This window comes from Sphingomonas sp. UBA978 (assembly GCF_002292295.1).
In the GTDB taxonomy this organism is placed as follows: Bacteria; Pseudomonadota; Alphaproteobacteria; order Sphingomonadales; family Sphingomonadaceae; genus Sphingomonas.
Genome location: NZ_DBBS01000020.1, coordinates 112641 through 127461, shown reverse-complemented (window position 1 = coordinate 127461; position 14821 = coordinate 112641). Strand labels below are relative to the sequence as shown.

Below are 14821 nucleotides of genomic sequence, written 5' to 3'. Positions count from 1 at the left end.
CTAGGGAACGCGCGTCTCCCGCTGCGCCAGCGTCCAGCGCCCGCCGTGACGGACCGCGCGCGCGCCGATCAGCGCGGCGACGCGCGGCATCATCCGCTCCGCCGGGCCGGCGATGCGGATCGATCCGGTGAACGGCACGTCCTGCAGAGCCGGCATCACCGTCACCGCGACGCCGGTGCTGCGCTCCAGCGCCGCCGCCACCAGCCGCACCGGCGTCTCGCGGAACACCAGCCGCTGTCGCCGCCAGCCGCCGACATCCTCGATCGCCACGCCCGCCATCCGCGCCGATCCGCCGTCGACATGCGACAGCGCCGCACCCGCGGTCAGCATGATGCGTGCCTCCTGCGGCTGGAACAGCACCGCGCCCTCGGCGACCTGCACGCTGAGATGCGGCCCGACCCGCGCCACGTCGAAGACGGTGCCGACATCCTGCATCCGCATCTCGCCCGAGCGGACGACGAACGGACGCGCCTCGTCGTGCACGACGTCGAACACCGCCTCGCCGCGCTCGAGCACCACCGACCGTTCGTCGGCATCGGCGATCGCCAGCCGGGTGCCGCCGTTCATCTCGACCCGGCTGCCGTCCGCCAGCGTCAATGCACGCCGTTCGCCCGCGCGCGTCTCGACGATCCGGCCCGCCGCCGGCGTGGTCAGCTGCGGAATGACCACCGCCGTGGCGATCCCAGCCGCGATCAGCCCGCCCGCCCCCGTATAGGCCCAACGGCTGCGCCAGCGGCTCGGTTGCGGCGCAGGCGCGGGGGCGACCGGCGTCCAGTCCGGCGGCACGATCGCGGCGTCGAGTTCGGCATCCGCCAGCGTCAGCGCGTCATAGGCGCGCGTATTGTCGTCGTCCGCCTCCAGCCAGTCGGTGAACGCCTGCCACTCGACCGCCGTCGCCGTCGGCAGCCGCAAATGCCATGCGATCGCAGCGGCATGCGCCTCGTCCTCGCGTTCAACGGCCATCGCAGCGGTCCTCCTCACGGGTAAGACGCGCTGCCCGACCGTCATCCTCACCCGCCGGGTCCCGCCGCAGGTGGATTTTCGCATAGGCGCGGTACAGCAGCTTCTCGACGCCGCTGACCGAGATGTTCATCCGCTCCGCGATCGCCTTCTGCGGCAGCTCCTCGAACCGGTACAGGCGAAAGGCGGTGGCGACGCGTTCGGGCAGCCGCGCGAGGATCGCCTCGACCTGCGCCAGCCGGTCGCGCGCGATCATCATCCGTTCGGCATCGGGGTGCTCGGCGGCGCCGGGCCGGCTGTGCGACCAGGCTCCGTCCCGGTCCAGCCGCCGCGCCGCACGGCGGCGGCGGTCGATCGCCATGTTATTGGCCATCCGGTACAGATAGGCGGCCGGATCCGCGATCGGGCCGCCGGCGGCGGTGTCGAGCCGCAACCACAGGTCCTGCAGCACCTCCTCCGCCTCGTCGACGTTGCGCAGCCGCGCAACCAGCATGCGCAGGAACGCCGGCCGTTCGGCGAGGAACACCGCGCGCAGCCCGCTTTCGTGCCCGGCGCCGTTCACACCGCGACCGCCGCCGCCGGCGCGCGGGCGTCACGGAGGAACATCGCCGCCAGCGCGAGGATCGCGATCAGGTTCTGGAGCAGCGCATGCCAGCCGGCACCATCGGTCCCGCCGACCCACAGCAGCACCGGCAACAAGGGATAGAGCGCAAGGCTGGTCACCAGCCCGACCGCCATCGACCGCCCGGGCAGCCCGAGCGCGGTCAGCCCCGCCGCTAGCGGCGCGCTGGCGAGGCCCGCGGTCCGCGCCGCCGCGACCAGCACGAGCAGCATCGTCCCCCCGCCGAAGCTGCTGCCGCCGAACGCGATCAGCAGCCGGTCGCCGAGCAGCGCCAGCACCAGCATGATCGGCACCGCCACCGCCAGCGCGAGGCCGGCGCTGCGCCACACCGTATGGCGCAACGCCGCCAGCTCGCCGCGGGCGACCTGCCCGGCGAGCACGGCATAGCTCGCCTGGCTCAGCAGCACCGTCGGCTGCGCGAGCAAGGCGGTCGCGCGCTGGGTCAGCGCGAGCAGCCCGGCGGCGGCGGGGCCGAGCAGCCAGCCGACGGTCAGCGGCGCCAGATTGGGCGCGAGTTCGCGCACCGTGATGTCGACATTGGTGATGAGGATGAAGCGGGTGAACCCCTCGGTCTGGCGCGCCGCACCGCGCCACGGCCCGCGCAGCCGCTCGCCCTGCGCCAGCCGCCGCCAGGCGACGAGGCCGAAGCCCCACATCGCCAGCCCCTCCGCCACCGCCGCGACCAGCCACACGGTCAGGAAGCCGATCAGGCCGCCACCCGCGACCCACACGCCGAGCGCGCCGATCAGGCGGATCAGCGGCGACACCGCCTGATGCAGGCCGATCAGGTCGAACCGCCCGGCGATCTGCAACAGTCCCTGCGGGGTGGCACGGACGGTGGCGATCACCGCGAGGCTGTAGACCGTCGCGATCCGGATCGTGTCCGCCGACCAGCCGAGGCGCGGGCCGACCAGCGGCGCGACGATCGCCGCGATCAGGATCGCGACCGCGCCGCAGCCGAGTTCGACGACCGCCATGAAGCGGACGATCCGCGCGAAGCCCACAGGATCGCCGCTCTCCAGCGCGATCCCGCCATAGCGGACCACGCCGTGGAAGCCGGAAAAGGCCAGGAGGCTGCCGATCAGCACCGCATAGGCGTTGACCAGCACCAGCACGCCGTAATCGGCCGCCCCCAGCCGGTGCGTCACCAGCACGAGGTAGACGAGGCTCATCACCCCCGCCGCCGCCTTGCCGCCGAGCAGATGGCCGAGATTGGCGAGCACCAGCCATACCCCGGTCTTCGGGGGCGACGGGGCATCGGGCCGATCGGCAAGCCTGCGGAGAGAAGGACGCATCGCGCAGCCAATAAGACAGCCGCGTTACGGCGACGACCGGAAAGTTCCCTCCGCCGCGCCAGATGACAAAAAATTTAATGAGGGTCGCGGGCGGCGTGGGCGTCTCACCGGCATGAAGATCGGTTTCTTGTTCAATCACGACCAGGTCCATCAGGTCGCGCACGCCCTGCCGACCGCGCTCGCCATGGCGCAGGACTATCCGCAGGCCGAGATCGTCGTCGCCACCACCAACGACCGGCTCACCGCCGAGGTCGAGCGGCTGTGTGCGCGGCTCTGCGTCACCGTGCCGCTGGTGCAGTTGCGGCTGCGCCGTCCGACGACGAAGGCGCTTGCCGCGACGCTGGAATGGGGCCTGCCGGTCACGAAGATCGGCATCTATCGCGACAATCTCGATTTCTTCCGCTCGCTCGACGCGCTGGTGGTGGCGGAGAAGACCTCGCTGCTGCTCAAGACGCGCTACGGGCTCGACGATCTCAAGATCATCCACACCCGGCACGGCGCCGGCGACCGCGCGATCGGCTTCAACCGGCACAGCGCGATGTTCGACCATGTGCTGGTGTCGGGCAGCAAGATCCGCCAGCGGCTGATCTACGACGCCGGCGTCGCGCCCGAGCGGATGAGCCTGATCGGCTATCCGAAGTTCGACCTGATGCCCGATCCCGCGCCGCGGCTGCCGTTCCAGGCGAACGGCAAGCCGACCGTGCTCTACAACCCCCACCCCTCGCCGCATCTGTCGTCCTGGTATGCGCAGGGGCGCGCCGTGCTCGACCATTTCCTGCGCGACGACCGCTACAATCTGATTTTCGCGCCGCACGTCATGCTGTTCCACCGGCGCTTCGTCGTGACCATCGACCGGTTCCGGATCGATCGCGCCGGCACGATCGCGCAGGCGTGGCGCGACGCGCCCAACATTCACATCGACCTCGGCAGCGCGGCGTCGACCGACATGACCTATACCGCCGCCGCCGACATCTACCTCGGCGACGTCAGCAGCCAGGTCTATGAATTCCTCCATCGGCCGCGGCCCTGCCTGTTCCTCGACGCGCATGCCACCGCCTGGGCGGGCGATCCCAATTATGCGCACTGGCAGGCGGGCGAGGTGGTGACGACCACCGACGGGCTCGGCGACGCGCTCGACCGCGCGGTGGCGCGCCATGCGAGCTATCGCCCGGTGCAGCGCGCCCTGTTCCAGCGCAGCTTCGAACTGACCCACGAACGCTCCGCGACCCGCGCCGCGCGCGCGGTGATGAGCGTGCTGGGCGATACGGGGGCGAACGCGCCGCTGCACCGGCCGGTCGCCGCGCCGCGTGCCGATGAGGGATTGCGCGTCGCCTGAACGGGCGCGACAGGAGCGATCGTCGCCGACCCCGCTCCGGGCGGCCGTTTTGGGATTGATGCACGACCGTGGCTTTACGCAAGGACATCTGGCGCCCGGCGATCGTGCAGGCGACGGCAAAGGAGATCGTCGCCCGCGGATCGATCGAGGGGCTGCCGCTGCACTGGCTGCCGCCGATGGGCAGCTTCCGCTTCCTCGCCGATCCGTTCGGGCTGTGGCGCGGGGATCGCCTGTACGTGTTCGTCGAGACCTATGACTATCGCGTCCGCGTCGGCGCGATCGAGGTGCTGGTCTACGATGCCGCGCTGCGCCTGATCGAACGCCATCCGGTGCTGGCCGAACCCTGGCACCTGTCCTACCCGTTGGTGTTCGAGGCGGAGGGCGAGACCTGGATGCTGCCCGAGGCGCATCGGTCCGGCCGGCTGACGCTGTATCGCGCGACCGACTTTCCGCGCCGGTGGGAGGCGGCGCACGTCATCGCGCTCGACCATGTCGCGGTCGATGCGACGCCGGTGTTCCACGACGGGCGCTGGTGGCTGTTCTACACCTCGGCGAGCCGCGAGCCCGACAAGATGAGCGCGCTCCACGTCGCCTTCGCCGACCGGCTGGCGGGACCGTGGACGCCGCATCCCGGCAATCCGGTGCGGGTCGATGTCGCCAGCGCGCGGCCGGGTGGCCTGCCGATCGTCGTGGACGGGCGGATCGTGCTGCCGGTGCAGGATTGCAGCCGGACCTATGGCGGCGCGATCCGGCCGCTGACGATGACGACGCTGACCCCCGACCGGTTCGCCGCCACCGCCGGCCCCGCGCTGCTCGCGCCGGCGGGCGCGGCGCCGTACGTCGAGGGGCTGCACACGCTGGCCGCCGCCGGGCCGGTGACGCTGGTCGACATGAAGCGCACCGAATTGTCGCCGCACGGCCTGTCGATCGAGGCGATCCGCGAGGTCAGGAAGCTCGCGCGCCGGGTCCGAACGCCGCGAGCCGGTCGAGGATAGCGAGCCCTGTCGCTGCGAACCGGTCCGGGCCGAAGCGTTCGAGCACGCGCGTTCGCCCGGCCTGCCCCATGGCCGCCAGCGCTGCTGGCTCGGCGAGGCACGCCGTCAGCGCACGCGCCAATGCCGCGGCATCGCCCGGCGGCACCAGCCGGCCGGTCACGCCATCGACGACGCTCTCCGCCAGCTCGCCGACGCGCGATGCGACGACGGGCAATCCCGCCTGCATCGCCTCATGCGCGCCGACGCACAGCCCTTCCGATCGCGACGGCTGGACGTAGAGGTGGCAGGTGGCGAGGAATGCGGCCGGATCCGCGGCGTAACCGATGAAGCGGACGCCGGTGACCGACCGCGCCGCCGCCAGCGACTCCAGCGTCGCCCGCTCCGCGCCATCGCCGGCGATCGCGACCTCGAAGGGGGTCGCCGTCGTCACCTGCGCGAGCGCCTCGATCAGCACGTCATAGCCCTTGACCGGGTGCAGCCGGCCGAGCGTGCCGATCCGCAGCGTCTCGCCCGGCCGCCACGCCGCCGCCTGCCGCGCGGCGGGATCGGCGCGGAAGATCGACCATTGTACCAGCCGCTCCGCCGGCACGCGCAGGCGCTCCGCGGTCAGCCGGGTCACCGCCGCACTGTCGCCGATCCACAAGCGCGACGCGCGCTGCATCAGCCGCAGCAGCATGCGGTTGGCGGGCTTCAGGAATGCCGCATGCTGCCAGCTGACGACCGGCCAGCCGCGCCGCCAGCCGATCAGTTGGCCGAGCAAGGTCGCGCGCGTCAGCGACGTCCACAGGTGCGTCGGCGCCCAGGCGCGCAATGCGTCGTCGAGCCAGCGCAGCGCGGCGACGTGGTCGCGCTCGCCACCGTCGCGCACGTGCAACGCCAGCCCCGCCGCGCGCATCGCCGCCTCGCCGCGCCGGTCGCGCGGGGTCAGCGCGAAGACCGCGACCTCGGCGCCGCCATCGCGCAGCACGCCGAGCACCGCCGGTACCGGCGAGGCCGCCCCGCCCCCCTCGACCGAGTTGATGACATAGGCGATGCGCACGCCCCGCACCGTCATCGCCGCACCGTAGCGAACAGGTCGAGATAGGCGCGCGCCACCGGCCCGATGCGGTGCTGCGCGACCGATGCCGCCAGCGCCCGCGGATCGGGCGGCGCGCGGTCGAGCATCGCGGCGATCGCCTGCGTCAGGGCGTCGACCGCGCCGATCGGCACGACGGCGCCGGCGCTGGGCGTGTCCCGCAACAGCTGCGTCGCGGGCGTGCAATCGGTGGCGACGACCGGGCGGCCGGCGGCCAGCGCCTCGACCAGTACCGCCGGAAACCCCTCGAAATCGGACGGCAGCACGAATAGCCGCGCCTCGTCCAGCCACGGGCGGATATCGGCGACATAGCCCGGAAAGGTCACGCGGTCCGCCACGCCTTCGCGCCCCGCGAGATCCCGCAATGCCCGCGCCTCTGGTCCGTCGCCGACGATCACCAGCCGCGCATCGCGTCCCGGCAGCGCGGCAAAGGCCGCGATCAGCCGGGCGAAGCCCTTCTCAGGCACGAGGCGCCCCGCCGCCATGACGATCGGCGTGCCATCGTCGGGGACCGGCGCCGGCGGAGCAACGGCATCGCCCAGCGCCGGCAGCGCGATCGTCGTCGCGACCGGCCGGCGCAGGATGCGATCCGACTGCCGCCGCGCACCGTCGGACAGCGTCGCGACGGCGGCGACATCGCGCAACAGCCATCGCATTCGCCGGTCGAATCCCCATTGCCGCAGCCGCCCGCGCTGCGGCTTGTCGAGCGCGGCGCTCACCTGCGCGACGACCGCGATGCCCGACCCGCCGAATGCCGCGGCGACCGGCCAATGGTAATTGCCGGGCACGAAGACGGCATCGAACCGGCCGCCCCCGGCAAAGCTGCGCGCCGCCCGCCCCAGCCGCGCGCGCGAGCCCCGCCGCCGCGGTATCGGCGGCTGCGCCACCGCAATCCCGACCGCGGCATTCGCCAGCGACCGCAACGGCCCCGCATCCGATCCGGCAAAGATCGTGACATGCGCGCCCGCCTCCGCCCAGGCGCTGGCGAGGCGAACCGCCACCCGCTCCGTACCGCCGAGCGCGAAATCATGCAGGACGACGAGGATATGCAGCGGGTCGGACGACATGGTGTCGCCGTTAGCGGCGTCGTGCGGCGTACGCCATCCTTGCGGGAGATCCTCCGCCGCTGTCACGCCGACGCGACCGACGCCGTGTCGGTGCAGCGGGAAATCGGAAGAGAAGCGCAGGGTCGCTCCGCCAGGACGGGTATCCCGGGGAGCAACCCTGCCATGCGTCACATGCGGAGCGACACGCCCGCCACGATCTGGCGACCGAGGAGGTCGTAGCCCATGATCGTGTTGCCGCGCAGCAGCCCGATGCGGGCGCGGCTGTCCGGGACGATCGGGGGATCGCGATCGAAGATGTTGTTCGCGGCGAGCCGGAACGTCATCTGCTTGTTGATGTCGAACGTCACGGCGAGATCGAACCAGTCATAGGCCTTGATGCCCGGATATTGATCGCGACGGGCGCTGTCCGGCTGCGCGGGAATGCCCGTGTCGGCCGGCGCGTAGACGTCGAGCGGCATGCCCGCGCGATGGCGCCAGTTCAGCGAGACGCTGGCCCACCGCTCCGGCAGGATCCAGGTCGTGCGCATCTGATGCGCCCAGCGGGGCAGGCTCTCGCCGCACTGGTTGCCGAAATAGCCGGTGCAGTCGCGCGGCGTGATGGTCGGTGCCCCCTGCGAACCGACACGCGTCGTCAGCGTGCCGTTGAAGCCGACGTCGAGCTTGCCGACGGAACCGAGCCCGACATTATACTGGCCCTGGAAATCCCAGCCATGCGACTGCGATTTGTACCCGTTGGTTGACCCGCGCGAGACCCATCCGGTCGCCGGGCTGGACGCCGGCGAACTGGACAGCGTGCCCGTCCCCGGATTGCGGATGATGCCGCGGCAGAAATAATCGTTGCCGGTGGTGAGGCAGCCGTTGAGCCAGTCGTTCGGATTGAGGAATTCGAGCTGGTCGCGCAGATCGATGAGGTAGCGATCGACCGAGACCGTCAGCCCCGGCAGGAAGCGCGGCCGCAGCACGACGCCGAACGTCTTGGTATAGGCGCTTTCGGGCGTGAGGTTGAACCCGCCCTCCCGCACCGTGCACCGGTCGTCGGGACAGATCAGCGATGCGCTGCCGTACAGATTGTCCGGCAGACCGGTGTTGCGGCATTGCTGGAGCGACGCCGACGGTGCCAGGCGAGCGCCGCCCGGATTGGCCGAATTGATCTGCGGCGCGCAGGGATCGGCGTAGAAGCCCTGGTTCCAGAAGATGTTGGCGGCGCCGGCCGCCGCTCCGACGCCGGGTGCCGCCTGCGACTTGTTGTACGAGCCGCGCAGCGTGATGTCCGCGATCGGGGACCAGATCCCCTCGACCTTCCAAGTATCGAACTTGCCGTTCAGGCGGTTGTACTTGGACACGCGATAGCCGGTGTTGACCTGCAGCAATTTGGTCCAGGAGTGGTCCTCCACCAACGGCACCTGCAGCTCGGCATTGGCCTCCAGAATGTTCTGCGTGAACCGCTGGTTCTGGCCGCCGTTGTTCTGGATGTAGATGTCGTTGACGTCGGTGCGTTCCATCTCGTCGCGATATTCGGCGCCGAGCGCGATCGCGACGCCCTGCTGCGCGAGGGGCGAGACGATCCCGTACTTGCCGAGATCGCCGCTGACCGTGCCGACGAACTGGAGCAGGCGCGGAATGCGCGTGCTGATCCCGCCCGACGCCGAGCCGTAGAGGTACCGGTTCAGCGCGATGTCCTGATTGAAGGGCGTGAACGCGTTGAATGGCACGCACCGCGGATCGGTGCCGTTGACCACCGAGCGGCAGGTCGGCGTGCCATTGACGTTGACCACATCCAGCGAGCGGTTAACGTTGTCATATTGCGCGAACGGCACGTCGATCGTGTCGAGCCGCGCCCGCGAGATCATGCCCGCGACATCGTAGGACCAGACGTCGTTGAACCCGCGCCCGCGCAGCCCGGTCACGATGCGATAGCCCTCGTTGGTGAAGCGCTGCTGCACCAGCGGCAAGCCGTCGAAGCGATACCGGACGTCAAGCGGAGCGAACTGACCCGCCCGTCCCGCATTGGCGCCGCACAGGGTCTGCGCCTGCGACGCCGACAGGAACGGATTGTCGCAGTTCACCCGGTACGGGTCGCTGCCGAATGCCGTATAGGAATAGACGCGGTTGAGCAGCGTATTGTACGACTTGTCCCGATAGAACAGAGCGTTGCTGTACAGCTCGATATCGTCGCTGATCTCGGCGGTGAGGAAGCCGCCGACATTGACCCGGTCGAACGGCCGCTGATAGGCGAAGTCGTCATACGGATTGGCGGAGGTGCCCGCCGGCCCGCTGTTGATCGGGATGAAGGTGCCGTTGCCGGCCGGGTTGTTGACGAGGACCTGGCCAGCCCGCGCCCCCGCTTGCGGTATGATCGTCCCTGCCGGGGTATAGCTGGCGCGCGAACATGCGAGGGGCGACTGGTTGGTGGGCTGCACCACCTCGCACACCGAATTCGAGCGGTCGACCAGCCGGACCAGGTCGGAATGCCGGTAGTTGATGAAGCTGGTGAAATTGACGCGATTGTCGAACAGGTTGACGCCCGCGGCGAGGCTGATCTCGCTGCGTCCGCCATCGTTGGTCAGGCCGTTCGCGGCGTTGAAACCGGCGCGCGTGGCGGCGTCGGTGACCGCGCTCCGGCCGTTGTCGTGGTTGTACAGGCTGTAATTGCCATCCAGACGGATGCCCTCGAAATTCTTCTTGAGGACGAAGTTGACGACGCCCGACACCGCATCGGAGCCATAGACCGACGACGCGCCGCCGGTCAGCACGTCGATCCGGTCGACCAGCGCGTTGGGGATGATGCCGACGTCGACGGTGTTGGCGAGGCCGACGCGCAGGCCGTCGATCAGGGTCAGCGTCCGCTCATATCCCAGGCTGCGCAGCTTGATGCGCTGGCGCCCTTCGGAATCGCTGAAGTTCTGCTCCGAATTGACCTGCACCTGCGGCAGCCGGTTGAGCACCTCCTCGATCGTCGTCGCGCCCTGCGCGGCGATGTCGGCGGAGGTCGTGGTGACGATCGGCGCCGCCGACCGGTTGTTGGGGCGCACGATGCGCGTGCCGGTCACGACGATGTCGCCACCTTCGGTACCGCCGGCCCGATCGGCGGAGGCGGACAGCCTCGCCGCGGCGACCGGATCGCCGGCGACGGCGGGTGCGTCCTGCGCCTGCGCATCGGTGTCCGCAGCTGCGGACGTCTGCGCGGCGGCAGGCAAGGCGAACAACGCCGCCACGCTGCAACTGGTGGTCAACAATCCCCTGAACAGCATTCTCTTACTCCCCTCAGCCCGCCTGAAGCGTCGGAGGGATCGGCGTGGCATGATCTGCCGTCTTTCCGGTCGGTTCGCCCCGTCACGACACGCGCGGCGCGATACCGACATTCCGGTCTTGCCCCATCCCCCGACGCAGGCCGCCGGATGCTGTCACAGAGATGATACCAAAACAATAGCAATACAGGCCTTGCGGTCACACCGTTGCCGGCGCGCCACAACTGCCTGACATTCGGGTCGCCGCAGCGGTCCGAAGCGCGTCCGACGATATGTCCGCAGGTGAAGTCCGCGGGCGCGAGCGTGCGCCCCTATCCCCCCGACCTCTTAAGCAAGGCGGTGCGCAGGCACCGGCAGACGATCTCGTCGCGCTGGTTCAGCATCCGGTGCGCGAAGGTGACGATGCCGGCATCCGGCCGCGATCTGCTGTCCTTCAGCGCGTCGACCTCCGTCTCGGCGCGCAGCGTATCGCCGAGGAAGACGGGCTTGGGCATGACCAATTCGTCATAGCCGAGATTAGCGACCAGCGTCCCCAGCGTCGTATCGCCGACCGACAGGCCGACCATCAGCGCGAAGGTGAAGGTGCCGTTGACGATGATCCGGCCGAATTCGCTCGCCTTCGCCGCCTCGGCGTCGAGGTGCAGCGGCTGCGGATTGTGCGTCATCGTCGTGAACAGCAGATTGTCCGTCTCGGTCACGGTCCGCCGGATGTCGTGGACGATCCGATCGCCGACCGTCCATGCGTCGAAGAAGCGTCCCGCCATCACCCCTCCCCCTTGTCGATGCGGACCAGCAACGTGCCTTCGGGCACCTGCGCGCCCTCCGCGACCCGCAGCTCGGCGACGATTCCGTCGAACGGTGCCAGCAGCGCCTGTTCCATCTTCATCGCCTCGAGGACGAGCATCCGCTCGCCCCTTGCCACGGTCTGCCCGGCATCGACCAACACGGCGATGACGCGGCCCGGCATCGGCGACAGCACCGCGCCATCGCCCTCGCCCGCCCCGCCGACGTGATCGGCGCGACGGGGGCCGAACGGCCACGCCTCGCCATCCAGAAAGAGGACGCCGTCGGCGGTGGAGGCGGCGGCTTCGACGCCGGGGGTGATTAGATAGGGCTTGCCCGCGACCTCCACCTCGACCGCCAGCGAGGGCGCGGCGTTGCTGCGGAACCCGCGCAGGCCGCCCCATGGATCGGCACTCGGCGGCGGCAGGATCGCCATGGCCGCCGCAGCGAGCACGGCGGGCGACGGCTCCGCCGGCGGGATCAACCGATCGGCATGGCGTTCGATGAAACCGGTATCCACCCGGCCCGCCACGAAGTCGGGATGCGCCGCCGCCTTTGCAAGAAAGGCGGCGTTGGTCCGCACGGGCCACACCTGCGTGCCCCGCGCCGCCGCCGCGAGCCTCGCCGCTGCATCGCGCCGCGTCGCGCCGTGGACGATCAGCTTGGCGATCATCGGATCGTAATAGGGCGTGACCGCCCCGCCCTCCTCGACGCCGCTGTCGATCCGTACGCCGGGCGGGAAGCGCAGCCGGTCGAGCGGACCGGTCGACGGCAGGAAGCCGTTGCCCGGATTCTCGGCGTACACGCGTGCTTCCATCGCCCAGCCGGTGATCGACAATGCGTCCTGACGCTTCGGCAGCGGCTCGCCCGAGGCGACGCGCAGCTGCCATTCGACCAAATCCTGCCCGGTGATCGCCTCGGTCACCGGATGCTCGACCTGAAGCCGGGTGTTCATCTCCATGAACCAGATCCGATCGGCACGCAGGCCCTCCGATCCATCGGCGATGAATTCGATCGTGCCGGCGCCGACGTAATCGACCGCTTTCGCCGCGCGCACGGCCGCATCACAGACCGCCGCACGCGTGCCCTCGTCCATGCCGGGCGCGGGTGCCTCCTCGATCACCTTCTGGTGGCGGCGCTGCAGCGAACAGTCGCGCTCGAACAGGTGGACGACCTGCCCGTGCGTGTCGCCGAACACCTGCACCTCGATGTGGCGGGGCGAGAGGATATACTTTTCGATCAGCACCTGCGTGTTGCCGAACGAGGCGGCGGCCTCACGCCGGCAACTCTCGAGCATCTCGGCGAAGTCGCCGGCGGCATCGACCTTGCGCATGCCCTTGCCGCCGCCGCCCGCCACCGCCTTGATGAGGACGGGATAGCCGATCGCATCCGCTTCCGCGCGCAGCCGCCCGGGGCTCTGGTCCGCGCCGAGATAGCCGGGCGTCACCGGCACGCCCGCCGCGATCATCCGTTCCTTGGCGGCGTCCTTCAGCCCCATCGCGCGGATGCTGGCGGGCGGCGCACCGACCCAGACGAGGCCGGCGGCGATCACCGCTTCGGCGAATTCGGCATTCTCCGACAGGAAGCCGTAGCCGGGGTGGATCGCCGCCGCGCCGGTATCGCGCGCGGCGGCGAGCAACCGGTCCTGCCGCAGATAGCTGTCGCCGGCGGGCGCCGTGCCGATGCAGACGGCGGCGTCGGCCTCGCGCACGAAGGGCATGTCCGCGTCGACGTCGGAATGGACCGCGATGGTGCGGACGCCGAGCGCCTTCGCCGTGCGGATGATGCGGCGGGCGATCTCGCCGCGGTTGGCAATGAGGAGGCTCTCGATCATCGCCGTCACATCCGGAACAGGCCGAACTGCGCGCGCTCGGGAATGGGCGCGTTCAGCGTGGCAGAAAAGGCGAGGCCCAGCACGTCGCGGGTCTGCGCGGGATCGATGATGCCGTCGTCCCACAGGCGGGCGGTCGCGTAATAGGGATTGCCCTCGTCCTCGTATTTCCGGCGGACCGGCGCCTTGAACGCCTCCGCCTGCTCCGGCGTCCACGTCTCGGCGTCGCGGTGCACGGTCGCGAGCACGCTCGCCGCCTGCTCGCCGCCCATGACGCTGATCCGCGCGTTGGGCCAGGTGAACAGGAAGCGCGGCGAATAGGCGCGGCCGCACATGCCGTAATTGCCCGCGCCGAAGCTGCCGCCGATCAGCACCGTGATCTTGGGCACTGACGCGGTGGCGACCGCGGTCACCAGCTTGGCGCCGTGCTTGGCGATCCCCTCCGCCTCGTACTTGCCGCCGACCATGAAGCCCGAGATGTTCTGGAGGAACAGCAGCGGCACCCGCCGCTGGCACGCCAGCTCGATGAAATGCGCGCCTTTCAACGCGGATTCCGAGAACAGCACGCCATTGTTGGCGAGGATCGCGACCGGCATGCCCCAGATGCGCGCGAAGCCGCAGACCAGGGTCGTACCGTAGAGCGCCTTGAATTCGTGAAACTCGGAGCCATCGACGATACGTCCGATCACTTCGCAGACATCGTATGGCGCGCGCACGTCCTGCGGCACGATGCCGTACAGCTCCTGCGGGTCGAGCGTGGGCGGGCGCAGCGTCGCGATCTCGATATCGACCGCCTTCGGCCGATTGAGCGTCGCGACGATGTCGCGGACGATCAGCAGCGCATGCGCGTCATTCTCCGCAACGTGATCGACCACGCCCGACCGGCGCCCGTGCGTCTCGGCCCCGCCCAGTTCCTCGGCCGAGATGACCTCGCCCGTCGCCGCCTTCACCAGCGGCGGACCGGCGAGGAAGATGGTGCCCTGATCGCGCACGATCACGCTTTCGTCCGACATAGCGGGGACATAGGCGCCACCCGCAGTGCAGCTGCCCATCACGCAGGCGATCTGCGGAATGCCCTCCGCCGACATCTGCGCCTGGTTGAAGAAGATGCGGCCGAAGTGATCGCGATCCGGAAACACCTCCGCCTGATGCGGCAGGTTGGCGCCACCGCTGTCGACCAGATAGATGCACGGTAGCCGGTTCGCTTGCGCGATTTCCTGCGCGCGCAGATGCTTCTTCACCGTCATCGGGAAATAGGCGCCGCCCTTCACCGTCGGGTCGTTGGCGACGATCATGCACTCGCGGCCCGAAACGCGCCCGATGCCGCAGATCATCCCCGCGCCCGGCGCGCCATCGTCATACATGCCGTTCGCGGCCAGCGCCCCGACCTCGAGGAACGGCGAGCCCGGATCGAGCAGCCGGTCGACCCGGTCGCGTGGCAGCAGCTTGCCGCGCGCGACATGGCGGGCGCGATGCTGCTCCGAACCGCCGAGCGCGGTCCGGGCGATCATGACGCGCAGCGTCTCGACCAGCGCACGATTGTGCGCGGCGTTGGCGGCGAAGGCCTCCGACCCGGTGTCGGCCAGCGAGCGTAGCGTGGTCATGCCGG

At 70.0% G+C, this 14821-nt stretch carries 11 protein-coding genes; 2 read left to right on the top strand and 9 right to left on the bottom strand.

What is annotated here, in order from left to right; translation table 11 throughout:
- From B2515_RS13155 to B2515_RS13145, 3 genes are read right to left on the bottom strand one after another with little or no spacing between them, the layout of a single operon-like run.
- On the bottom strand, positions 1 to 963 hold the full coding sequence (locus tag B2515_RS13155; RefSeq protein WP_293877001.1) for a FecR family protein: 963 nt from the start codon (positions 961 to 963) through the stop codon (positions 1 to 3).
- Positions 953 to 1522, bottom strand: a complete 570-nt coding sequence (locus B2515_RS13150; protein ID WP_293876999.1) for an RNA polymerase sigma factor — start codon at positions 1520 to 1522, stop codon at positions 953 to 955. The genes B2515_RS13155 and B2515_RS13150 overlap by 11 nt, the downstream gene beginning before the upstream one ends.
- On the bottom strand, positions 1519 to 2877 hold the full coding sequence (locus B2515_RS13145; RefSeq protein ID WP_293876997.1) for a lipopolysaccharide biosynthesis protein: 1359 nt from the start codon (positions 2875 to 2877) through the stop codon (positions 1519 to 1521). Before B2515_RS13145 ends, B2515_RS13150 begins: the two co-directional genes overlap by 4 nt.
- A 112-nt stretch (positions 2878 to 2989) precedes the next feature.
- On the opposite strand from B2515_RS13145, the gene B2515_RS13140 reads away from it, so the two are divergent.
- Positions 2990 to 4213, top strand: a complete 1224-nt coding sequence (locus tag B2515_RS13140) for a hypothetical protein (RefSeq protein WP_293876995.1) — start codon at positions 2990 to 2992, stop codon at positions 4211 to 4213.
- A 68-nt stretch (positions 4214 to 4281) separates the two neighbouring features.
- Positions 4282 to 5208, top strand: a complete 927-nt coding sequence (locus B2515_RS13135) for a glucosamine inositolphosphorylceramide transferase family protein (protein ID WP_293876993.1) — start codon at positions 4282 to 4284, stop codon at positions 5206 to 5208.
- On the opposite strand, the gene B2515_RS13130 is transcribed toward B2515_RS13135, so the two are convergent.
- The 6 genes from B2515_RS13130 to B2515_RS13105 all read right to left on the bottom strand — a co-directional run bounded on the left by B2515_RS13130 (position 5159) and on the right by B2515_RS13105 (position 14816).
- Positions 5159 to 6262, bottom strand: coding sequence for a glycosyltransferase family 4 protein (locus tag B2515_RS13130; RefSeq protein ID WP_293876992.1), 1104 nt, complete (start codon positions 6260 to 6262; stop codon positions 5159 to 5161). The two genes, B2515_RS13135 and B2515_RS13130, sit on opposite strands and share 50 nt — an antisense overlap.
- Positions 6259 to 7350, bottom strand: a complete 1092-nt coding sequence (locus B2515_RS13125) for a glycosyltransferase (protein ID WP_293876991.1) — start codon at positions 7348 to 7350, stop codon at positions 6259 to 6261. Before B2515_RS13125 ends, B2515_RS13130 begins: the two co-directional genes overlap by 4 nt.
- A gap of 167 nt (positions 7351 to 7517) precedes the next feature.
- Positions 7518 to 10583 carry a TonB-dependent receptor plug domain-containing protein gene (locus B2515_RS13120; protein WP_293876990.1) on the bottom strand — a complete coding sequence of 1022 codons (3066 nt, stop codon included), beginning with the start codon at positions 10581 to 10583 and terminating at the stop codon, positions 7518 to 7520.
- Positions 10584 to 10909: 326 nt separating this feature from the next.
- A complete protein-coding gene (locus B2515_RS13115) occupies positions 10910 to 11362 on the bottom strand; it encodes a MaoC family dehydratase (RefSeq protein ID WP_293876988.1) in 453 nt (150 codons plus the stop codon).
- Positions 11362 to 13215 (bottom strand): acetyl/propionyl/methylcrotonyl-CoA carboxylase subunit alpha, encoded by a 1854-nt coding sequence (locus B2515_RS13110; protein WP_293876986.1) that lies wholly within the window; start codon positions 13213 to 13215, stop codon positions 11362 to 11364. The genes B2515_RS13115 and B2515_RS13110 overlap by 1 nt, the downstream gene beginning before the upstream one ends.
- 5 nt (positions 13216 to 13220) lie before the next feature.
- Positions 13221 to 14816 carry a carboxyl transferase domain-containing protein gene (locus B2515_RS13105; RefSeq protein WP_293876985.1) on the bottom strand — a complete coding sequence of 532 codons (1596 nt, stop codon included), beginning with the start codon at positions 14814 to 14816 and terminating at the stop codon, positions 13221 to 13223.
- Between the last annotated feature and the right edge of the window lie 5 nt (positions 14817 to 14821).

Bases quoted from the DNA above. Each gene is read 5' to 3' on its own strand.
- B2515_RS13130 (WP_293876992.1), bottom strand. From the start codon at position 6,262: ATGACGGTGCGGGGCGTGCGCATCGCCTATGTCATCAACTCGGTCGAG.
- B2515_RS13125 (WP_293876991.1), bottom strand. From the start codon at position 7,350: ATGTCGTCCGACCCGCTGCATATCCTCGTCGTCCTGCATGATTTCGCG.
- B2515_RS13140 (WP_293876995.1), top strand. From the start codon at position 2,990: ATGAAGATCGGTTTCTTGTTCAATCACGACCAGGTCCATCAGGTCGCG.
- B2515_RS13110 (WP_293876986.1), bottom strand. From the start codon at position 13,215: ATGATCGAGAGCCTCCTCATTGCCAACCGCGGCGAGATCGCCCGCCGC.
- B2515_RS13105 (WP_293876985.1), bottom strand. From the start codon at position 14,816: ATGACCACGCTACGCTCGCTGGCCGACACCGGGTCGGAGGCCTTCGCC.
- B2515_RS13145 (WP_293876997.1), bottom strand. From the start codon at position 2,877: ATGCGTCCTTCTCTCCGCAGGCTTGCCGATCGGCCCGATGCCCCGTCG.
- B2515_RS13155 (WP_293877001.1), bottom strand. From the start codon at position 963: ATGGCCGTTGAACGCGAGGACGAGGCGCATGCCGCTGCGATCGCATGG.
- B2515_RS13115 (WP_293876988.1), bottom strand. From the start codon at position 11,362: ATGGCGGGACGCTTCTTCGACGCATGGACGGTCGGCGATCGGATCGTC.